Source organism: Bacillus sp. BC08 (assembly GCF_054326875.1).
Window position 1 is genome coordinate 695416 of the sequence record NZ_JBTGPA010000031.1, and the last position, 21915, is coordinate 717330.

A 21915-nucleotide genomic window follows, 5' to 3' on the forward strand; every position below is an offset into this window, starting at 1 on the left:
AATCATACAAAAATTCTCATACAGCTATTTATTTAAATATAAATTCTTCATTAAATAATATGTTCCTTTCACTGCTGGTTCGGATTGTGATACAAATGTAACTTTTCCTATACTTTTCTCACAGCATTTCTTAAATTCAGCATATATTTTAGGAACGAAACGCAAAATGCTGCCACTTATTGCAATTGAAGTTGATACATCAAACTTCATTTTATTGTAAATATTCACCGTAATTCTTGTTAATTCCTTAGCAGCTTGCAAGATAATTTCACGTGCGTCATCATTCCCATTTCTCGCTTCCTCAATAATTAGCGGTGCAATTGCTGCAACTTTATCTTTTGAAGAACTATAAACTAGTCTTTTTATATGAGACGACGTCAAAAGTTGAAACTCATCTTGAATCCTTAAGCTTAATGGGCAAAGGGCAACTCCTTGATCAAATTGATGTGCCATTCTTTTTAAACCTTGTAATGCAATCCAATATCCGCTTCCTTCATCTCCTAAAATATGTCCCCATCCACCACTATACTCGTACACTTCTCCTTTCTTTCCAATACAAATTGCACCTGTACCGCCAATTGTTAAAATTCCATCGTTCCCTTTTAAAACAGCTGCATGTGCAATCATCGCATCATTAAAAACTTCAATTGGTGTTCCGTACTTCTTTATTAGACGTAATGTTAATTCATTCGTATTTACTCCACTTACACCTGCTAATCCTAAACAAATACAAACGCAATGCCCATTTAATACACCTTTCTGACATTGATCAATCACCTCCATAATATGCACAAGAGCCTCTTCAAAATCTATTAATATATTTCCAAAACCACTTGTAGCTCTTACAAGTTCATTTCCGCCTTTATCAAATGCTATTGCTTCTGTCTTCGTTCCCCCACCGTCTATTCCAATCATATACTTCATATGTTCGCCTCATTTTCATCATCTTATTGTAGGGAATGTTATATTCCCTAAAACTACAGATTGCTTTGCACCCGTTGCGCTCGGCACATTACTCGGATTACGATGATATGTTTCGTTTGCTAAAATGGCGAAGGCGATTGCTTCCTTCGCTTCTGAAGAATAGCCTATATCTTCTTGAAGGAATAATGTACAGTTTTCTTCTTTCAATCCATGCCGTATCATTTCTACAAGTGTATCATTATAACTTCCGCCACCACCTAGAATCACCTCATCAATTTCATAATACGGAAAAATAAACTCCTTATAATGATATACAATTGAACTTGCAGTAAATATCGTGACAGTCGTCAATATATTTTCTTTACTATGCTTTTCAAACCGCTTCAATAACTTTTTGACAAATTCTTCTCCAAACTGTTCTCTACCTGTTGATTTCGGTGGATTTATTTTCAAAAATGGATGATTCATACAATATGTTAAAATTTCTTCTACAACTACTCCCTGTTTTGCAATGTTACCATTTTGATCATATGGCAACTGAAATAATCTTTGACATACTTCATCCATTATCATATTCCCTGGACCTGTATCAAAAGCTATAACGCTTTTATCACTTATATGACCTGGTATTACGGTAACATTACCGATCCCGCCAATATTTTGTAGTAGTCTATTTTTAGTTTGGTGACGATATAAAATAATCTCTGAATATGGTACAAGTGGTGCACCTTGTCCCCCTGCTGCCATGTCCATCGTTCGAAAATTAGAAATAACCGTCGTATTCGTTTCATACGCTATAACTGCTGGTTCTCCAATTTGCAATGTAGAAGGAATCATACTTCCATCTTGCTGTGGCTGATGATAAATCGTTTGTCCGTGAGAACCAATTAAATCTAATTGTCTCAAAGGAAAATTGGCCTCTTTACAAACTTCCTTTACAGCGTTTGCGAAGCGTAAACCGAGTTTAAAATTCAAACTGCATATAAGTTGTACATTTGAATTTTCTATTGATAATGCCTGCTGGATATCATTTTTCATATCATTACAAAATGGCACAGTAGTAAAATGGATGAGTTCAACTTTAGAATCTACACCGCTTCCATCTATATGAACGAGTGCTACATCTATTCCGTCTAACGAAGTACCGGACATTACCCCTGCAACATACATAACATGCATAACCTCCCCTTTACTAAAAAACAATCATATAAGTTACAAATGTACAACCAATCGAAAATAATATAAATCTATAAAACAACTGAGCTTTTGATGCAAATGATCCATCAATGAAAGAAACAACTATTGTAAGCAAAATACTTGCCGCAATGCTTGTAACAAGCCATATACTATACATTTGTGACAGATGTAACATTCTCAATAAAGGTACAAAAAGTAAATTTGCACATATCACTCCAAATAATAATAAAAATACACCTTTATAACTAAATTTTATATTCATCCCATTTCACCCTCTCTGGACTTCATGTGAAAGAAGTGATAGGCAAAATACCTATCACTCATAAATACAGTATGAAGCTTACGAATTAATAGATTCTCCGTCTCCATTCTTTTCAATTTCAAGCATATTTTTGTCGTACATTTTAAAGAATGGTAGATAAATAAGAAATGATATTGCTATATTTATTAATACTAATACAACTGCACGCCAATCTCCTCCTGTAGCTAAATATGCCCCAATTGGAGCTGGTAAGGTCCACGGCGGCATAATATGCGTTGGCGTTACAAATCCCATTGCAGTTGCAGAATAAGCTATAGTAGCTGTTACTAATGGTGTAATAACAAATGGAATAATTAAGATTGGATTTAGGACAATTGGTAAACCGAATATAACCGGTTCATTAATATTAAAAATGCCGGGCACAATACAAGTTCTCGATAGTGCTTTCGAATATTTTGATCGGCCAAATACAATCATAGCTAACACAAGTCCTAACGTTGCTCCCGAACCACCAATCCAAATAAACCATTGATAAAACGGCTCCGGTGCAATGAATGGAAAATGACTCGCACCACTTGCTACAGCTTCACCATTCTTCCCTAAATATACATCCCAAAGTGGTCTCGCCACAGTACCTACAACGGATACACCGTGTATCCCGAAAGACCAGAAAAATGTAATTAAAAATACAGGTATAATAACGCCAAAGTAACTATCACCAGCTTTAACTAATGGTGCTGCTAATTTATCCACAACGTAATGTACATCTACTTTAAAAACGACAGTAATAAGACTCATAATAATAATAACGAAAGCCGCAGGTATAAGTGCTTCAAACGAACGCGCTACTGACGGTGGTACTTGTTCTGGCATTTTGATCGTTACGTTTTTCTTCTTACAAAATCTTAAAATCTCAACTGATAAAATAGAAACAATCATTGTCACGAATAATCCATGACCTCCGAGATTTGTCATCGGAAGCATAAACCCTTTTTTATCAATTAATTCAGGCGTTAATGTTAATAGCAATGAACATACGGCAAGTTGTGCCCCTGATAAAGCATCTAGCTTATAACTTTTCGCTAAATTATATCCTATTCCAAATGCTATATATAAAGACATAATAAACATCGTTAAACGATATGGTATTAAAATACTTGTTTGATTTTTTAATGCCCATATGGATATGAAACTATCTTTCGGTAATGGTGGAAATGCTACGATTAAAAAGAAACTTCCTACTATAATAAATGGTAACGCTGAAATAACTCCATCACGGATTGCTTGTAAATGCCTCTGTTCAGAAAGCCTTGCCATCGGTCCAGATAAGTTTTTATCAAGAAACGTGACAAACTTATTCATAACGCTTCCCCCTAACTAATTAATTCATTTACAGTTTTTAATAAAGTCGGTCCGCCAAGCGGTGTATATGCTTGCGGCGGAATGATACCACACGGAATAGATTCCTCTTCTGCAAATTTTTTAACTGAATCAAATCGATGTCTTATTTGAGGTGCAACCATTACAACATCCCAGCCATTCTTCATTTCTTCTTCCACCTCATTTGTTCCAATCGCATGCACTTCCATGTTTACCCCTTTTTTCTCCGCTTCTTTTTTTAAAGCGTTTACAACAATCGCGCTGGACATCCCTCCAGAACAAACGAATAAGACCTTCATTTATTAATCCTCCTATACTTATATTTATCCCCTTCGAATGAAAGGAAGTTTCACTTTACTAACAAGCATATGAAGAAGTGAAAGAATTTAGTTATGATGAAAGTAAATTTCAGTAAAAATATTTTTCCTATTAAATTAATGTTTCAATATGTATTTTTCTCAATTGTAAGAACAACCTCACCTCGGATATCATATTAGTTAACCATATAATAAGGAGGCGTATAAATGATCATTAAACGTTTATTAATGATATGTTGTATCGTCATCTTTTTTATTCCTTTCTCTTTCCTTTCTCCTCACTCTACTTATGCTGAAGTAAATACTACGTATAAAAAACATGAATTACGTGCTGTATGGATTGCATCTGTTCTTAATATTGATTGGCCCTCAAAAACTGGCTTACCCATCGAAAAGCAGAAACAAGAGTTTATTAGATTATTAGATGATGTAAAAAACACTGGTATGAATGCAGTTGTTGTACAAATAAAACCAACCGCTGATGCTTTTTACCCTTCCCATTACGGTCCTTGGTCTGAATACATTACAGGTACACAAGGCAAAGACCCTGGATACGACCCGCTCGCATTTATGATTGAAGAAGCACATAAAAGAAATATAGAATTCCACGCATGGATTAATCCATACCGAATAACAATGAATCACACTGATATAAATCGATTATCAGATAATCACCCTGCAAGACAACATCCGGATTGGGTTGTACCTTATGGCGGAAAATTATATTACAACCCTGGTATTCCAGAGGTGAAAAAATTTATAACAGACGGTGCTTTAGAAATCGTACAAAATTACGATATTGATGCTTTGCATATGGATGATTATTTTTATCCATATAAAGTAGCAGGTGAAGAATTCCCCGATCAAAAAACGTACGAAACATATAATAACGGTAGATTTACAAATATAGAGGATTGGCGACGTGACAATGTAAATGAACTTGTCAAAGATTTAAATACTGCTATAAAACAAGAAAAATCATATGTAAAGTTTGGTATAAGTCCGTTTGGCGTATGGCGAAATATAGCCGACGACCCAACTGGCTCTAACACTACCGCAGGTCAAAGAAACTACGATGACCTTTACGCTGATACACGTGAGTGGATACAAAAAGGATACATTGATTACATTACACCGCAAATATACTGGAATATTGGTTTCACACCAGCTGCATATGACATATTAGTAGATTGGTGGGTAAAAGAAACAAATAATAAACCGATTCACCTATACATCGGTCAGGCGGCTTATAAAATTAATAACAACTCTGTCCCCGCTTGGTCTGATCCAGAAGAATATCCAAGACAAATTGCATTAAACCGGTTATATCCTGAAATAAAAGGAAGTATGCATTTTAGCTTAAAAGATATTAATAACAATCCACTAGGGGTTAAGGATAGACTCGCAAAAGACATATATAAGCACCCTGCACTAATTCCGCCTATGCCTTGGCTTGATCATGATCCACCAAAACAACCTACTTTAAAAGGGGCCATTCCAAGAGATGAAGGTATTGCTGTAGGTATCATTGATGATAGAGAGAATGACTCTGCTTATTACGCCATTTACCGTGTGAATGGCAAAAATGAAGTGGATATACAAAATCCAAAACATTTACTTACTACTGTAAGAAAAGCAAAACTTGGAGAAATTTATGTAGATAAAACAGCTATTTCTGGAGAAACGTACACGTATGTAGTAACTGCCGTTGATCGATTGCATAATGAAAGTATTGCATCTAGTCATACTACCGTTACAGCAAAATAACATCTAATAAAAAAGCGCCTTAAAAGCTAAGAACTATAGCTTTAAGGCGCTTTTTTTATTTATTCTTAAACTTCTCAGTCGCTGCTCTCATCTTTACATTCAAATCGTGATCAATCGAGTCACGAATATCTCGCTCGACTACTTCCATTTCTTTTTGGAAATTTTGCAAGTAGATTTTTAATTCTTCTTCTTTTTCTGGTCGTTGTGAAGGTGGTAACTGTACGACTAACGATAGCATAGCTGTTAAATCTTTCATTAAAAACGTTTCAAGTTTATGTTGTTGCTCAAACATACGCTGCTCCTGATAATACGGTAAGGCATTTAATACGGAAATTGTAATATCATCAACCGTTCGTTGTAATGAAGGATTTATTGAGCGCTTATACGCTTGAATTGTATTTAATGCATCTGGGTATCGATCATAAAAATACAATTTATAAAACGATAAATCTGTCGGTTTTACTGTTTGCTGCGTTTCTTGTCTTAAAAAATCTTTTACTTTCATCGCCGCTACATCAATATCTTCAATTGTAAGTTTTTTCGTTGTTTTTGCCATTACATGTACTTTTTTTTGTTTTTCTTTCGGTAACATTGAGAATACTTGCTCTCTCGTACGTTGACCCGATGCACAGAAAAGAGTGTTTAATGTATACTGTTCTTTCTTTCCTTCTGTACGAATCCAGCGATAAAAGAGCGGATGTTGTGTAAATTCTTGTAGAAACGGTAATGATTTATTCGATAACTTATCTAAAGAATCATGTGCTCTTTTATATGGTTTCGTCCATGAAAAATACAGTTTACGTCCGAAATATACAACTAAAACAACGACAGTAAATGCGATTAAAAGCAATGTACCTAATAGTACTAATACGGTTTGAATGAAACTCATTTTTTCACCTCCTCTAAAAGTCTGTTATTTCCTTGGACGCTGAATGAGTTTTTGTTTCATTTCATCATTAAATGTATCTAGTTCAATAACAAACTTCTTACTTGACTCGATAATACGTTCTGATGATTTCTCAGAAGCTTCAATCGCAGCAAATACATTTTGGAATGATTCGCGTAATTTATCCATGCTAATTGCAGGATTTTCAAGAAGTTTTGTTGTTTCTTCTGTATTTTGTTTTAATGCTTGTGAGTTACTTAATACCATAGATTCAATCGCTTCATTTGTCGCATTCACTGCATCAATTGTTTTACGCTGATTTGTTAATGCTAGCTGAATAGCAGCTGAAACTGTTACGACGTTTTGCGTCATCGTAATGGCATTACGAATTGCCTCTGTTAACTTTTCATTATTTTTCTTAATAATATCTACAGATGCGATAGATTGTAATAATACACTTTTCGCTTGCTGCATATTACGTGTACGCACTAGAATCTTTTCTAATGCATCGTTAATTAATGGAATATCTCTTTGACGTTCTGGATTTTGTTTCTCAGCTTCCAGCATGCCAGCGAGTTTTCTTCCTAAATATACTTGCTTATCAAGTGCGTGAATTTTATCGTGCGATTGCTCTTTAAGCATTTCAAGACCAACTGTATCTTCTTGTAAGTTGTCACGACCAATTAGAAGGGATCTTATAATCTCCTCAATTTGCTTATCTATAGATTGATATTTATGCACGTATGTTTCAAGTGGATTTTTTTTGAATACTTTAAACATAATTTTCTTCATACCACTTGCTTTTAATGAATTCGGATCAAGCTCTGATACCACTTTTCGTAATTCTAACAATGTATTTGGAATTTCTTCGTTCTTTCCATTCATCATCGCTGTTACAGGACGTTTTAATGCTGACAACGTTTGTCCTGCTGCTTGTTGCTCTTTATCCCCTAAATCTCCTAGCTGGGACAATACTTTTGATAAATCTGTATTTTGCTCGCTATTTAACTTTTGTACATAAAGATCAGCTTCTTTATTCAGTTCCTCTAATTCTGCATCTTTTATAACTGTATCAACCACTACTTCTACATTATTATCTTTCACAATCGATACAGGTTCTTTTTTCTCGAGTTCAGTCAACAAAATCGCTCCTTTATTTATATGTGCGAATTTATATGCACTATATATTTCATCTCATTCATCGAATTCATCGAATTCCACTTGTTTGAAACCGATTTTTCAAGAAATACCTGCATATGCAGTCATTCCCTGTTTCTTAGTATAAGTATACCTGTTCTCAACATAATTTTCCTCAGACTTAAGACCTAGTGAACAACATGCTGAAGGCGGATTCTTCATATATTACGTATATAAATTATGGTCTTCTTATCCTACTGTACTCAATCTTTTGACATTCACCCTTTTTCAATGTGATAATTATATTGCACTCACTCCTATTTCTTCTTGCGCGCTACGAATGCTCCATTTTGAAATGCCAATAACACCGTTTCAAACATTTCATCTTCTTCAATCATGTTTATAAACTCGGCTAACTCACTCGCATGAGATGTAGCATTATCAACAACAAGAAAACCCTTTGGCTGTAAAATGCGTTTTATATGCTCAAGCCACCACATGTATTGCGTCCGCTCTGAATCTAGGAAAATAAAATCAAATGAATAATCTAGTTGCGAATCTAAAAATGCCCCTGCTTCTTGATTATGAACATCAACCCTTTGCAAAAGGTTTGCCTTTTCAAAATTGACAAGTGCCTCTCCAACTCGTTCCGAAGAAAGCTCTACAGTTGTTACATTTCCATTTGTTTCTTCTACCGCGTTAGCTAACCACAATGTAGAATATCCATTAGAAGTTCCAATTTCTAAAATATTTTTTGCACTACATCCTTTTACTAAAATTGATAAAAATTGCCCCATTTCACGAGAAATATTCCGTAATTTTTCTTCCCGTGTTTTTTTATTTCGATCATGCTCTTCTCCATATTGTTCAAGTTGAAATAATAATGAATCTAACGTATCCATTTTTTCATCGCCTTTCCAAAGCAATATGATGAAAAAGCTCTTGCTGCCCGTCTACTTTCATTATATGCGAAACGAAAATCTTTTTCTCGTTATACGACAAAGATTTAAATTTTTTTATAGCATATTGTTTCGTTTTTTGGTAAAGTTAATTTCTACGTGCAATTATTCCATTCATACTATTTTTAATTCAATTGCAGTTGTTAAATCATATAAACCCCAATTAAATGAATCGGTATTTCAAATTCAATTAAGCGCCCTTTCCGGACGCATTTTCTTTTGTTTATATATTTCTAGAAGAAAGGATGCTTACAATGAACGTGATTAGCTTAGATGCTGCTCGAAAACGAAAACAGCATAAAAAATTAATGATTACTATACCGATTATTTCACGTATTTATGAAGAAGATGGGGAAATTAAATTTGAGGTAGCCGGCGAAAAAGATGTACCTCTTGAAATGTTAGAGAAATAAAAAAAAGACGCACTTCTAAAGAAATGCGTCTTTTTTTATACTGTTACATTTAAGTGCATAAGTTTTTCAGGATTAACCATCATATAAATGTTTGAAATTTTTTCATTCTCAAATGAAAATGAAAGCACATAAGTCACTTTATTATTTACTTTAACAATAACCCCTGGGGCACCATTTACCATCTTATAATCAACATTGTACTCTTCCGGGAACTTCTTCCCAATTCCAAAGAATAAACGTATAATTCTATCCGCAGAATAGATTGGATGGATTGCAGTTGTAGCTTTACCACCACCATCAGCTTTTAATATCACATCTGTTTTTAATACTTCTAACATGCCTTGTGTATCCCCACACTGCAATGATGATACAAATTTCTCCACATAAGCAGCCATCTTCTTCGTACTTAATGTTGACTGCTTCGGCTTATCCAAAATACTTTTTCGTGCACGTTGAAAGATTTTCCGGCAGTTCACACTACTCTTATCAACAATTGAAGCGATTTCTTCGTAATCATAACTAAAAACCTCTCTTAATATGAAAACAACCCTCTCTACCTCAGTCAGTTGTTGTAAAAGTAATAAATATGCTGTAGAAATTGATTCTTTCATTACAAATGACTCTGATGGATCATCAATCTCTTCCACAAATGGCTCTGGCAACCACATTCCGACATATATGTTCCGTTTATGTGCTGCCGAACGTAATTTATCAATTGAGCGGTTTGTTACCATTTTACATAAATAAGCTCTCATATTTTCTATAGAGTGAATATCCTCCATATTATTAAGCGATATAAATACGTCATGGACAATATCTTCAGCATCCATAACACTCCCAAGTATTCGGTATGCTAACGAAAATAATAATGATTGATACGTTTCATATAATTGCTCCTCTTCCATGATGAACTGCCTCACTTTCGGATTGCTTTAAAATGTGTAACGCTGCACGTTTTCCGCTTGCTACCGCAGCATCAGCTAATATTTCATCATGCCCAACCCAATCTCCTGCAACATAAACACCTGGCATTTCAGGTATATTAGGACCAGGGTTTTCAACACGGTCAATATGAGGAAAATCATGTACTACCGATATTTTCGGTAAATATTGCTGTGTAACAACTTCTCTTTGCCAATTCGGATGTAACAATTCCATTGTATTTTCTAACTGTTTTTTATCTTCTTGAATATGATTCAGCTCTAGCATAGGATTGTGATACTTAATTAGACTCACTGCAATTGATCCATCTTCACTTAATTTAGCTGCTCTCGATTGATTTGTGAAAAATATAGGCTGATCTAATCCCAATGCAAAATGATGCAAAGAATTCGGTAAATGTTTTAAACCGATATCTAACGCTGCCGCGGTCACTTGTATAGATTGTTCACTCCATTTTTGCAAACTTGTTCCCTCTGCACCTTTTATAATTTTACAAGCTTCTTTCGGCGGAGTTGTTACAATGACCGCACCTGCTTCAAATACTTCATCGTCAAAACATTGTATTCTTTGTTTCCCTTCACAACACTCTATTTTCAACACATTCTTTTTAGCTAGAAATTGCACACCACTAGTACTTGCAATATCCCTTAAATTTGTAATTATCGTCTCCCAACCACCATCTACATAAAGTACTCCTTCTTTCATAGAAAGCTGTATTTGCTTTAATACTGAAGATGCTAATTGTATTGTAGGAGCATACGTATATGTTGTTGTTCGGCATAATGCATAAAATATATTTCGAACCATTGGATCTTTAATTTCATTTTCTGCCCATGTAGTTAGGCTCATTTTCGGAACTTTTCCTACATCTAATTTTCCTAAATGTATCATTAGACGAGAGAACTGTACTTTTGCAGACCATGAAAGTAACGGTGTTGATAAAATTGAGCGAAAATCTGTTGGGATGGTGAAAATATCCTCTTTCCATATTCCATGTGCTTTTGTAAATGGGATTCCACCAGGAAGATTTATACCTAACTCATGAAAAGTTTTAAACGCTTCTCCACCTCTATATAAAGCATGTGCACCAAGATTCATACAAATGCCCTTTTTATTTATAGTCATCCCTCGACCACCTAAGTGATTGGACTTTTCTAATACAATCACTTTCCTTCCAGCTTTCGCTAAGTATATCGATGCTGTTAATCCAGCAAGCCCACCACCAACAATTACTACATCCAAATTTTTCATAACAAAATCCCTCCTTTTCCGTTCTACATACAAGACGAACGATTAACGAGGGATGTGACATTCAGTAATACATAATTTATTTTCTAATCCATTACATGCTGATGCCAAATTTCTCTTTCTTCTTCATTCATTTCTCCTATTATTTTTGAAAAATCTATTTTTCTATCAAATGAGTCTTTTAACATATAAAATTGTTCAAACGATCCTGTAAATATTTTTAATGAATGAGAACAACAAATCGTTTCAAGGTTATTAATTGTTGCGCCATCTAACTCTAATTCCTTTAGTCCTTTCATTTTACCTAATGCCGATGCATCCTTTACCTTTGTATCTGTCAACTTTATATTTCGAATTGATGAATTGTGTTGTAAACAATTTAAATTAAAAATGGTGCTATTTTCAAATTCAATTGATATTAATTTTTTTAAATTTTGCAAAACAAGTAAATCCAGTTCACTAACATTTTCTAAACCTAAAATATATAAATACTTTAAAGAGTCTACTTTTGAAATTGCGTAGAGCTGCTCACAATTTGAAATATGTACTGTAAGAGATTCTAAATTTTGAAACTTCGGTAATAATGAAAAATCTTGAATACTAGTATGTGAAATGTCTAATTTCTTTAATGATGATATTTCTACAAGTGCCGATAGAGTATTTATCTTCGTATTCTTTATACTCATTTCTTGTAAGTGTTGCAAGTGTAATACTGGAGTTAAATCTTGAACTGGGTTATTAACCAAATATAACTTCTTTAAAGCATTCATTTGTTCTAATCCTGCTAAATCTTGAATTTCATTTCCAGATAAAATTAGTTCTCTCACTTCTGTACACATTAGTAATGGACTTATATCTACTAATCCATTTCCACCTAAATATAATCTCTTCTCCCTCATAAACTTGCCTGCACATTCAGGTGGACCCACTATATTTCTCCAATTCTCATCTAAACTATCGTACCAATCATTAATGTTTTTTTCAGATTGAAATATTAATTGAGGATGTAAAACAGGTAATTCAATATTAAATAAAGCGTCTAAAAAATGTATATTATCGTTAGCGCCATAACTCCAATATAAATAGTCTTCTTCTTGGTGAATGGTGAAATTTTTATTTTTTAGCGTTTGTACAATAAATAGTAACAAGTCTGAAATTCTATTTGCAATTACATATTTTACTTCTTCATCTCGTCCAAAATTAATAACTTGTCCCACTTTCCCCTTTTCATCTGGGTCAACATCTATTCCTATATTATTACCGCCATAATCTTTACTAATAGGTATCCAATTGTGATTCACATATCTTTCCTTAATACATTCTGCTGGTATTGAAAATGCATCAAAATTAAAAAAATCATTATTTTCAATTTTTTTCCACATTCTCCACTCATCCAAAACTTGATCTAATGAAAGAAATGGTAAACCAAAAAATAACCCTGGTCCTGATTTATCCTCACCGTTATGTGCAAGATAAAGATTACTTAATTCATCTGGAAACGCAATTCCCATTTCATTTTCAGCATCTTGAATTTCTTCTATTGTTGCAGGCGCATTCAAAAACGGTTGAAAGTAATTTTTTAATTCAACTTCCAACTCTTTTAAAATAGTATGATTCATCTTCTGCACTCCCCTTATAATACAAATTAAAAAAGCGCTATCTTTTACATTAATTGTAATTAACAGCACCTTTTTTCGCAATGAAACTATTATAATTATATTGCATACCAACGAACAATTTTATCACTTTCAGTAACGCTTTCACATTTCAGTAACTAGACTCATATCCTAAATTCAAATTGCATGAAAATATAAGAAAGGCGGGTAATACAAATGACTTCTAGTATCGACTACACTTCTCCCTCAACTAATTTCACCTATGATTTAAGTAAAAGTAATTTTTTTAAGAAAGATGCCCAAAATTATATAAACGTACTTGGCGTAAAACAATTAAATACATTAGAAAGTACTTCTTTATTAGATATTTTTTTAAGTACAGGAAATGTTGTAGAGCCGCATATTCATCAAAATGCAGCTGAACTTGTTTACTGTATTTCGGGATCTGCTGTTGTTTCTTTACTGAATCCTTTTACAAATCAAATATTAAACTTACCGATAAAACCAGGGCAAGTTGCCAACATTCCAAAAGCGTGGTGGCATTATGAAATTGCTACAGCAGATGGTACTCATTTATTAGCTATTTTCGACGCCCCAACGCCAGAAGTTATTTTTGGTTCTGATATTTTAAGATTAACTCCCGCTAATATAATGGCTCATACTTACTGTCTCGATGAACAACAATGGAAACAAGCGGTATCCCCCATTCAATCCACTACAGTAATTGGCCCTCCAGCAAATTGTAATAAAAACCGCGGAACGAAAAACCCTGCAACTCAACCTCCTAATCCACAACAAAATTTATATTACCAAGATTCATATTATTTCCCTCTCTACTGGGGATATTAATCTATATCATGAAAAGATCATCATTATCTCCTCGGAAAATACGTAGGAGATTTTTTATTGTATACCCTACATTCCTATTTTTTATCGTAACAATTAATAGAGTACATACATATAATATTTATATATTTAATTGGAGGTGATAGTACTATGAGTAATTATAACTATCGAAAAAACTACTCTCATAATAAAAATAGTAGTTCATCAACATCCTCTCAGTCTTCGAATTCTCAATCTTCCAATTCCCAATCGCAAAGAGATTTAGCTGAGCAAGGCTATGTAAAGAAAAAAGGATGTAACTGCAATAAAAACAAATAGTTTATTACTAATTTGAACACTAATATTTCAATGATCACGATAAATAATTTACTTCCCTAGTATATAAATTTATTTTATGGATGAATTCTATTTTTAATAGAATTCATCTTTTTTTATTTATAGGTAATTTTTTAAACTGCATAACTTATTCCATAAACAATAAAGTGTAAATCATACATTTTGTTTTTCCTTTTATAACAACTTAACAATAAGAAATTTCTCAATTGATTTATCACCTATTTTCCCATAAAATATAGCCCTTCCTAAAAAGTTAGGAAGGGCTATATACAGAATACATTACCACAAGTTATTCGATATTAATACCTGCACTTACAAATCCAGCAACTGCAGCTATTGGACTTGCTGCTGTTAATGAAACATATAACAGTATTTTATCTCCAGCAGCTACTGGAATAGCTTCAGGTATGATTCCCGATGCTGTAGCACCAATCGCTATTACAGCAAATGCTGGTGCTAATAATAGAGGCGCTCCCTGTACTGTAAACGTATTACTTGCTGCTGGTGCAGTTAATATTTGTATCTGCACTTGTACAGGTGATAATGGAGCTAATGCAGCTGTTGCACTAAAGAAACCTGCTAACGACGTAATAGTTCCTGCTCGTGGTGCTACAAATGCATAATCACCTACACCTAACGCTAAAGTGATACTAGTTCCACCAGTTAAAGCTACACCAGGCTGACTAAATCCAAATCCAAGAAGAGTTCCTGTATTAGCTATTACTGCGTTAACTAACGCAGATGGTGTTGTACCTGAAGCGAATGGAATAATAGCTCCGCCACCTGTTGCTCCCGTTGCTCCTGTTAATCCTGTTGCTCCCGTTGCTCCTGTTGGACCTGTGTCTCCTGTTGGACCTGTTGGGCCTGTTGCTCCTGTGTCTCCTGTTGGGCCTGTCGCTCCTGTTGCTCCTGTGTCTCCCGTTGGGCCTGTTACTCCTGCTCCTGTCGCTCCTGTTGGGCCTGTTGCTCCTGTTGCTCCTGTTGCTCCGCCTCCTGGACCTGTTGGACCTGTTGGACCTGTTGGGCCACCTCCTGGAGTAGCACCAATTAGTTGAACTAATAAGTTTAATAGAAGTTGTAAGCTTGCAGGATCAATAATTAAAGAGAAGAAGAATGGTGCAAGAGCACTGAAGAATTGTTGTAATAAAGAAAGTAATTGACCTAGGTCTGGGTTAGGAGATTGTAGTAAGTTAATAATACTTTGAATTAATTGTTTTAAGAAATTCCCTTCTGGAGAAGGTGCTAATTCATTTAGTAAGTTCAATAGTTGAGTAAACAAATTGAGTAAAGCTAATCTGTTTGCATCACTTGGATTTGCAAAAAACGCTGCAATAGCCGCAATCAAAGAGTTTAGTAAAGTTATTAATCTTCCTAATTGTTCGCTAGTAATTGGAACCGTTTGTGGATTGTTACAACAATCTGGAGTGAAAACAATTGGATTATTACAGTTGTTATGACCAAAACAATTGTTATGTGACATTTATTTCCTCCTTACTTATTTTATATTTGAGTGTTTTCCTATTATAAGAACTATAAAATTGTGTATAGGTTTCATTCACTTAAAATAGGAAACATGAATAATAATTAAACTGAAAAAACGTTATTTAATTATGTTCATGACTCACATATTAATTATATGTTTTTAATAATTGACTGCTTAGATTAAACACCTAAACTTACGAGTTTATTTTATTTTTCCACGTTTATCTCTTAGGTCCAAAAGCACATTTTAATTTAAATATTTAAACTAAGCATTTGCATATAACCAATAAGTAACAACACCATCTTTTCAGATAAGTAACAATATCTTTACTAAAATTATGTTCTCTCAATAATTAAGAAGCCGTTTCTATTATAGAAAACTCTCATACAATATATCGGACAAGTTATTCTATACTTCGTTCCAAAAATTAATATAGGGGGTGAGAATGAATTGCCAATCATCCAACCATTTATGGCATCTAGAAGATTTACATCTACACTAGGAGCTGGAACAGGAACAGGTGCAGCTTTTGCAATTGCTGCTACAGCTTGTTTAAACGATGCTGGTACTACTGCAACTGCTTTTCCAACTTTTACGTATTACAACTTTTATGTAAACGGCATTCTTCAACCTAGTGTGAACTCCAGTATTACTACTGGACCTACTGGTGCTATTACAATTCCTGGCGGAGATGCATTAGACGGCGGAATTCCAATTACAATCGAATTTATCGTCACTTAGTTTAACTACTTTAATGTAAAACAAAAAGACAGATTCTTTTTATTTAAGAATCTGTCTTTTTTAATTAATAATGATAAATTGCAAAATAATTGATGAACCTTGTGATGGTGGTTGATCATCCAATAAAGTTAACTGACCAGTACTAACCTGATAAAATGGTTGTGGTTGAAGTATTCCATTAATAAACAAATTAATATAGGAAACCTCATCAGGAGATAAGATGTGAGTTGTACCATATTGAGCTATCCCATCTGAATCTGTATATATAAATTTTACTCCATCTGCAAAAGTGTAAAATAATAAATTAGTTGTTGTTATGGGACCAATAACTCCAGTTGGACCCGTTGCCCCTGTTAAACCTGTCGCGCCTGTTATTCCCGGTGATCCTGTTAAACCCGTTGGACCTGTTACTCCCGGTGATCCCGTTAAACCCGTTGGACCCGTTGGACCTGTTACTCCAGGTGATCCTGTTAAACCCGTTGGACCTGTTACTCCTGGTGATCCCGTTAAACCTGTTGGACCTGTTACTCCCGGTGATCCCGTTAAACCCGTTGGACCTGTTACTCCCGGTGATCCCGTTAAACCTGTCGCACCTGTTACTCCCGGTGATCCTGTTAAACCCGTTGGACCCGTCGGACCGGTCATTCCCGTTAAACCCGTTGGACCCGTTGGAATATAAATTGGGGGAAGAACTGGAAACGTAGGTCCAATGTTTTCAGGTTCTATCATAGCTTTATTTATTGATAATTTATTATCTCGCTTCACTTTAATACCTCGTTCCACATTTTTGTTTACTACTTAGCAAAATAATACATCTATCATTTTAGAAAAATTTCATAACTACTTTTTTCATTCTCAAATGATTTTTACATATAGTAAACTTTTTACCGTTGCTATAACTAGTAGTAATAATATAATAAAATGATAGTTCCATTTCAAAATACTAAATCGGTGACGTTCTAATTTAAAAATGAGGTGATTTATATTCAAGATAAGAATGAAAAAATGAAAAAAGAACTATTATCACTGGCTCTTGAAATTATTCTTCCATACAGACTTACAGGTCCTACTGGGCCTACAGGCATTACTGGATCCACAGGTATTACTGGACCTACAGGCATTACTGGACCCATTATTACAACAAACTCTATGTTCGCTAATAATACATTAGGTGGTCCCATCTCAATCATATTAGGTGGGACCAATATTCCACTTTCTAATAACCAAAGTCTCGGTAATTTTACAGTGAACGCTACAAATGATATATATACAATTCCTGTTACTGGAAGATATTATTTAACCTATCAAATTAATACAACAACTTCTCTACTTGCTGGTACAAGGCTACTATTAAACTCTTCGACTCCACTTCCCGGATCTATTTTTTCACCCGCAATATCAACTTCAAATTATAATAATAATTTAATAACCAATTTATTTGCCGGTAATACAATTTCCCTTCAACTATTCGGCGTATTATCCATAGTTAATTTAGTTGGAGGTGGTTCAACAGGTGCCTCTTTAACAATTATACGAATCGATTAATAAATGATTCATTCTTTTTTATAATAAACTTTCTTAGCTGCTAAAGTAGTAACTATTACGTCATTCCTAAAGCTAATAATATTTCAATAATTTCACGACAGTGATTAAGCAAAAAAATAATTTGTACTATATTCATAGTAGTAAGCATCTATACTAAATTTTCCGTATATACATTATCAATTTACACTTCTCTCTGCCAATGTTACATTGAATAAGAAGACAGTTTCCCAAATGCGAACCATCTCAAAACGTATTTGAGAAACATACTCCAATCCTATACGCGAGAGCAATACTATGTTGACACTCAAAAGAGTGTCTTTTTTTATGAATTAATAAAATAAAACCATCTCTTATAGATGGTTTATCAACACACATTTCTTTATATTCTTGATGCAATTGTAAGTTTATGCAGCTGGATAATAAATGGTCATACTTAACCGTGTTAGCGTACTTCCGTAATTATAATAAGAGTGCGGTCTATCCGCCTTAAAGCGAATTGCATCTCCGCTATTTAATGTATATTGACAATCATTTATTTCAATTATCAATTCCCCTTCAAACACCGTTATAAATTCTTCAGTCCCTTCTTTATGGCCTTCCGAACTTAATTTTCCTTCTGTTTCAATTTCAACCGTATAGATTTCAAAGTTCCTATCATCTTGAAAAGGAAAAGAAGGATACACTTTATATCTCCCATTGTCTTCTGATAATACTTGAACGTCTTTTCGTAAAACAACTTTCGTATCTGGTTGCGGATCATTGATTAAAGAAGTAAAAGACACTTTCAAACCATTAGCAATTTTCCATATCGTTGTTAATGTTGGACTTGACTCTCCTCGTTCAATTTGTCCAATCATCGTTTTACTCACACCTGTTAATTGCGAGACCTTTTCCAAACTCATTTTCTCTTTCTCTCGTATTGTTTTTAAATTTTTCGCCAAAATAAGTTGAATTTCTTCCATAAGAAACACTCCTACACTATATACAATATAACGACCGTTATGTATAATAAAGAGCACACGTTATATTGTTCTTTTCGGTCATTATAACATACACTAAATATTTAGGGGGTTTTGAAATGCCTATATTTTCTTTTTTGTTATTTGTTTTTATAAGTAGCTTCACACCCGGACCTAACAATTTTTTAGCTATGACATACGCCAATCAACATGGTTTAAAAAGGAGTATGCAATTTTGTTTTGGAGTAGCTTTCGGATTTTTCTTCCTCACTTCCTTATGTAGCTTCTTTAATATTGTACTAATTAATATCCTACCCATAATCGAATTGCCTTTAAAAATTTTAGGTGTAGCATATATGCTATATTTAGCTTTTAAAATACTCACTAGTAAAACTAGTACAGATTCCCATAAAAAACATAATAAAAACTTATTTACAGTGGGAGTTTTTCTTCAATTTGTTAATCCAAAAGGGATACTATTCGGCCTGACTGTAGTGTCAACTTTTATTCTCCCTTACTATAATTCATATTCAAGTTTTCTACTCTTCTCATTATTTCTAGGTGTAGTCGGGTTAATGAGTACATTTAGTTGGAGCTTATTTGGTTCCATGTTCCAAAAACTTTTATTAAAACATACGAAATCTTTTAACATCATTATGGCCGTTTTATTAGTTTTCAGTGCTATTTCAATTGTAGTCAATTAAATTCGAATTCTACATTTCTTTTCTTTTCTTTTTAAAAGTATGTTTTAAAAATTTTGCTAAGATGCCCAATTAATATCCCACTTACATGCAATACTTATCAATTTTCAAGGTAGAAGTCTCCTATATCTAATCCTATTTATACAAGATAAAATTATAAAAAGAGGATTACTCATAATAAGTAATCCTCTTTTTATGTCCTATCATTTTTTAAACATTCTGTTCTACTAAACTAGAACCTTTACTTAACTTCATACCACCAACCTTTGCGATCAAGCCAGCCTTTCATACCATTTAATTGATCATCTGATGTTGGATCAGAAATAAAATATGTTAATCCATCAGGCTGTAAAATAAATTTAGCTGTCATTTTAACTGAATTTAAAGCTTGCATAACTTCAGGAACTTCATATGGTGAGAAAGCACCGGATTGGATAATATTTTGTTTAGATGGCGGAGTTGTCCCACCAGATTGCCCAGTTAATGCATACACAATTGAATTAGCAATCTTATCTGGATTCCATTTTGCCATATCTGCTTCATTATCAATGAATCCAAGTTCAATTAAGATTGCAGGTGCTTTCGTTTTCGATAACACATAAAGGTCTTTTCGTTCCTTTGCACCACGATTTGACCAGCCAATATCTTTTGAAAGTTGCGCTGCTATCTTTGCTGATAAAGCTTGTTGGTCATAATACAGTACTTCAACACCATTAGCATTCGTATCATATGAGTTTAAATGAAATGAAACTACTAAGTCTACATCATGTGAGTTTGTTTTAGATACAATGTTATTTAAATTTTGCGCTTGTGTTGTCCCTACTTCATCAGTATCATCATAAACTGTATGCCCTAATGCTCTTAATTTAGCAACAACTGCATCCTTAACTTGGCGATCCATAATATGTTCTTTCCGATTCCCATAATTTGCACCCTGTACAATACTATTGTGACCTCCATGTAAACTATATATAGCCATTGTTCAACATCCCCTTTTTTATTAATATATTCAAAGCTCGTCTTATTGTCCGGTCAAATATCCAGTAAAGCTCCAGCAAACAATAATAAGGGCACTAATCTATTTTTAAATTTTTAATTCTAGATTATCTATTCTCTAAAACAAAGGACTCATAAATAAAAACCACAACTAATATTTTTTAGTTGCGGTTTTTACGCATTTAAACTATTTATTTCGAAATCTTTTTATTATAATACATAAAAATACGTTATAATATAAGCTACTGTTCTTTAGGAGGGGTTTAATGGCTGATAAATATAAATTTTTGATTCTCTTTGTTACAGCATTTGTTTCTTTCTTTTCCTTAATAAAAGATTTCCGTAACATTTCAAAAAGTTTCTTTTGGGGGAGCTTTGCAATCCTAACAAGCTTTATATTATTATTAACTCACGCTTTAGAATTAACTCCAATACTTCTCTATTCAGCTCAGATGGCTCTTGAGATTATTACAATACCACGTAAATTATTTCTTCCACCTGTCACTGAAGTTGCTAGTTTTTGCTAACAATTCATGTATCTTAAAAAATCCAACTCTATATTTTTAATTATCTTTACAGATTTAATATAGTGCGGTTTCTCCTTTCTAGAGAAACCGCACTATATTAAATTTCAAACTGACTAGTATAAAAATCTCATATATCGCTGTTTTTTTCATTGAGTTCGTTTGTTTTGTGTAAAAGAAAAAGCACCCAAATGGTTGCTTTTTACAGAATTATCTTTTTCTATATCTTTTTCTTCTGCTTCTTTTTACTTCCTTTATTTCTCCTTGCTTAACTAGTTTTTCAAGATATAAACATACTAGCTTATAAACACGCTCTCTTCGCTAATTTTCCTGCTCTTCTTGATTTTTCATCCGGACGCACAATGCTTTGTAGTTTTTCAGCTCTTTCACCACAAGTCTTCGCATCTCCTTTTCATCGATGTCTTCAAAAAATGAAAATTGATTCATACGATACGGTTCCCCTCCTATCGATCTTCTCTGTTGAACTTTTACTTCATTTCCTTTTTACATTCTTCAAAAAAATCGATGACATCTTGAGTCTGCACTCTCGTAGAAAATAATTCCATCACATCGTCTTCTCTGTTATAAACACGAATTGTTCTTTCCTTGAACTCCATCCCTAACATCCCATCATCACCTAAAAGCTTTACGTTACCCTCCATTTTTTTAACCTCACTTTCTTTTCAAAGGATTATTTTATTATGTTTCTACAAAATGGAAATTAATATATAATTAA

At 33.7% G+C, this 21915-nt stretch carries 24 protein-coding genes; 7 read left to right on the forward strand and 17 right to left on the reverse strand.

Features of this window, described 5'->3' with window-relative positions; translation table 11 throughout:
• Positions 1–24: 24 nt before the first annotated feature.
• The 5 genes from ACXVYO_RS14160 to ACXVYO_RS14180 form a co-directional block, all read right to left on the reverse strand.
• Entirely contained in the window at positions 25–924 is a 900-nt protein-coding gene (locus ACXVYO_RS14160; protein WP_458467520.1) for a BadF/BadG/BcrA/BcrD ATPase family protein, read from the reverse strand.
• Positions 925–942: 18 nt separating this feature from the next.
• A complete protein-coding gene (anmK, locus tag ACXVYO_RS14165; RefSeq protein ID WP_458467794.1) occupies positions 943–2094 on the reverse strand; it encodes an anhydro-N-acetylmuramic acid kinase AnmK in 1152 nt (383 codons plus the stop codon).
• 22 nt (positions 2095–2116) lie between these two features.
• Positions 2117–2383, reverse strand: coding sequence for a hypothetical protein (locus tag ACXVYO_RS14170; protein ID WP_458467521.1), 267 nt, complete (start codon positions 2381–2383; stop codon positions 2117–2119).
• Between the two features lie 78 nt (positions 2384–2461).
• Complete coding sequence (locus ACXVYO_RS14175) at positions 2462–3745, reverse strand: PTS sugar transporter subunit IIC (RefSeq protein WP_458467522.1); 1284 nt, start codon at positions 3743–3745, stop codon at positions 2462–2464.
• A gap of 11 nt (positions 3746–3756) precedes the next feature.
• Positions 3757–4062, reverse strand: coding sequence for a PTS sugar transporter subunit IIB (locus tag ACXVYO_RS14180; RefSeq protein ID WP_458467523.1), 306 nt, complete (start codon positions 4060–4062; stop codon positions 3757–3759).
• A 225-nt stretch (positions 4063–4287) separates the two neighbouring features.
• On the opposite strand from ACXVYO_RS14180, the gene ACXVYO_RS14185 reads away from it, so the two are divergent.
• Positions 4288–5847 carry a glycoside hydrolase family 10 protein gene (locus ACXVYO_RS14185; protein WP_458467524.1) on the forward strand — a complete coding sequence of 520 codons (1560 nt, stop codon included), beginning with the start codon at positions 4288–4290 and terminating at the stop codon, positions 5845–5847.
• Positions 5848–5902: 55 nt separating this feature from the next.
• Here the strand turns inward: ACXVYO_RS14185 and ACXVYO_RS14190 are convergent, their stop codons facing one another.
• The 3 genes from ACXVYO_RS14190 to ACXVYO_RS14200 all read right to left on the reverse strand — a co-directional run bounded on the left by ACXVYO_RS14190 (position 5903) and on the right by ACXVYO_RS14200 (position 8772).
• Positions 5903–6736 carry a DUF3974 domain-containing protein gene (locus ACXVYO_RS14190; RefSeq protein WP_458467525.1) on the reverse strand — a complete coding sequence of 278 codons (834 nt, stop codon included), beginning with the start codon at positions 6734–6736 and terminating at the stop codon, positions 5903–5905.
• 24 nt (positions 6737–6760) lie between these two features.
• Positions 6761–7873 (reverse strand): toxic anion resistance protein, encoded by a 1113-nt coding sequence (locus ACXVYO_RS14195; protein ID WP_000137398.1) that lies wholly within the window; start codon positions 7871–7873, stop codon positions 6761–6763.
• Positions 7874–8187: 314 nt separating this feature from the next.
• Positions 8188–8772, reverse strand: coding sequence for an O-methyltransferase (locus ACXVYO_RS14200; protein WP_144611362.1), 585 nt, complete (start codon positions 8770–8772; stop codon positions 8188–8190).
• A 311-nt stretch (positions 8773–9083) separates the two neighbouring features.
• On the opposite strand from ACXVYO_RS14200, the gene ACXVYO_RS14205 reads away from it, so the two are divergent.
• Positions 9084–9242 carry a hypothetical protein gene (locus tag ACXVYO_RS14205; protein ID WP_001100983.1) on the forward strand — a complete coding sequence of 53 codons (159 nt, stop codon included), beginning with the start codon at positions 9084–9086 and terminating at the stop codon, positions 9240–9242.
• Between the two features lie 35 nt (positions 9243–9277).
• On the opposite strand, the gene ACXVYO_RS14210 is transcribed toward ACXVYO_RS14205, so the two are convergent.
• The 3 genes from ACXVYO_RS14210 to ACXVYO_RS14220 all read right to left on the reverse strand — a co-directional run bounded on the left by ACXVYO_RS14210 (position 9278) and on the right by ACXVYO_RS14220 (position 13051).
• On the reverse strand, positions 9278–10147 hold the full coding sequence (locus tag ACXVYO_RS14210; protein WP_458467526.1) for a sigma-70 family RNA polymerase sigma factor: 870 nt from the start codon (positions 10145–10147) through the stop codon (positions 9278–9280).
• A complete protein-coding gene (locus tag ACXVYO_RS14215) occupies positions 10125–11435 on the reverse strand; it encodes a phytoene desaturase family protein (RefSeq protein WP_458467527.1) in 1311 nt (436 codons plus the stop codon). Before ACXVYO_RS14215 ends, ACXVYO_RS14210 begins: the two co-directional genes overlap by 23 nt.
• 83 nt (positions 11436–11518) lie before the next feature.
• Positions 11519–13051 carry an SMI1/KNR4 family protein gene (locus ACXVYO_RS14220; protein WP_458467528.1) on the reverse strand — a complete coding sequence of 511 codons (1533 nt, stop codon included), beginning with the start codon at positions 13049–13051 and terminating at the stop codon, positions 11519–11521.
• Between the two features lie 213 nt (positions 13052–13264).
• Between ACXVYO_RS14220 and ACXVYO_RS14225 the strand changes: the two genes are divergently transcribed.
• Complete coding sequence (locus ACXVYO_RS14225; RefSeq protein ID WP_458467529.1) at positions 13265–13897, forward strand: cupin domain-containing protein; 633 nt, start codon at positions 13265–13267, stop codon at positions 13895–13897.
• A 622-nt stretch (positions 13898–14519) separates the two neighbouring features.
• Here ACXVYO_RS14225 and ACXVYO_RS14230 read toward each other — a convergent pair.
• Positions 14520–15710 carry an exosporium glycoprotein BclB-related protein gene (locus ACXVYO_RS14230; RefSeq protein WP_458467530.1) on the reverse strand — a complete coding sequence of 397 codons (1191 nt, stop codon included), beginning with the start codon at positions 15708–15710 and terminating at the stop codon, positions 14520–14522.
• A 453-nt stretch (positions 15711–16163) separates the two neighbouring features.
• On the opposite strand from ACXVYO_RS14230, the gene ACXVYO_RS14235 reads away from it, so the two are divergent.
• Positions 16164–16454 carry a DUF4183 domain-containing protein gene (locus ACXVYO_RS14235; protein ID WP_001121646.1) on the forward strand — a complete coding sequence of 97 codons (291 nt, stop codon included), beginning with the start codon at positions 16164–16166 and terminating at the stop codon, positions 16452–16454.
• Between the two features lie 60 nt (positions 16455–16514).
• Here ACXVYO_RS14235 and ACXVYO_RS14240 read toward each other — a convergent pair whose 3' ends face one another.
• On the reverse strand, positions 16515–17219 hold the full coding sequence (locus tag ACXVYO_RS14240; RefSeq protein ID WP_458467531.1) for a DUF4183 domain-containing protein: 705 nt from the start codon (positions 17217–17219) through the stop codon (positions 16515–16517).
• A gap of 210 nt (positions 17220–17429) precedes the next feature.
• Here ACXVYO_RS14240 and ACXVYO_RS14245 point away from each other — a divergent pair, with 210 nt between their 5' ends.
• On the forward strand, positions 17430–17999 hold the full coding sequence (locus tag ACXVYO_RS14245) for a BclA C-terminal domain-containing protein (protein ID WP_458467532.1): 570 nt from the start codon (positions 17430–17432) through the stop codon (positions 17997–17999).
• A gap of 404 nt (positions 18000–18403) precedes the next feature.
• Here ACXVYO_RS14245 and ACXVYO_RS14250 read toward each other — a convergent pair whose 3' ends face one another.
• The gene (locus tag ACXVYO_RS14250) at positions 18404–19018 is read right to left on the reverse strand and encodes a helix-turn-helix domain-containing protein (protein ID WP_458467533.1); all 615 of its coding nucleotides are present in this window, start codon (positions 19016–19018) and stop codon (positions 18404–18406) included.
• Positions 19019–19077: 59 nt separating this feature from the next.
• On the opposite strand from ACXVYO_RS14250, the gene ACXVYO_RS14255 reads away from it, so the two are divergent.
• Positions 19078–19662, forward strand: coding sequence for a LysE family transporter (locus tag ACXVYO_RS14255; RefSeq protein ID WP_458467534.1), 585 nt, complete (start codon positions 19078–19080; stop codon positions 19660–19662).
• Positions 19663–19900: 238 nt separating this feature from the next.
• Here the strand turns inward: ACXVYO_RS14255 and ACXVYO_RS14260 are convergent, their stop codons facing one another.
• A complete protein-coding gene (locus ACXVYO_RS14260) occupies positions 19901–20638 on the reverse strand; it encodes an N-acetylmuramoyl-L-alanine amidase (RefSeq protein ID WP_458467535.1) in 738 nt (245 codons plus the stop codon).
• 283 nt (positions 20639–20921) lie between these two features.
• On the opposite strand from ACXVYO_RS14260, the gene ACXVYO_RS14265 reads away from it, so the two are divergent.
• Positions 20922–21182 carry a hypothetical protein gene (locus ACXVYO_RS14265; protein ID WP_061672984.1) on the forward strand — a complete coding sequence of 87 codons (261 nt, stop codon included), beginning with the start codon at positions 20922–20924 and terminating at the stop codon, positions 21180–21182.
• 318 nt (positions 21183–21500) lie between these two features.
• On the opposite strand, the gene ACXVYO_RS14270 is transcribed toward ACXVYO_RS14265, so the two are convergent.
• Together ACXVYO_RS14270 and ACXVYO_RS14275 are read right to left on the reverse strand one after the other, a co-directional pair.
• Positions 21501–21626, reverse strand: a complete 126-nt coding sequence (locus tag ACXVYO_RS14270; protein WP_458467536.1) for a hypothetical protein — start codon at positions 21624–21626, stop codon at positions 21501–21503.
• 41 nt (positions 21627–21667) lie between these two features.
• On the reverse strand, positions 21668–21841 hold the full coding sequence (locus tag ACXVYO_RS14275; RefSeq protein WP_458467537.1) for a hypothetical protein: 174 nt from the start codon (positions 21839–21841) through the stop codon (positions 21668–21670).
• Between the last annotated feature and the right edge of the window lie 74 nt (positions 21842–21915).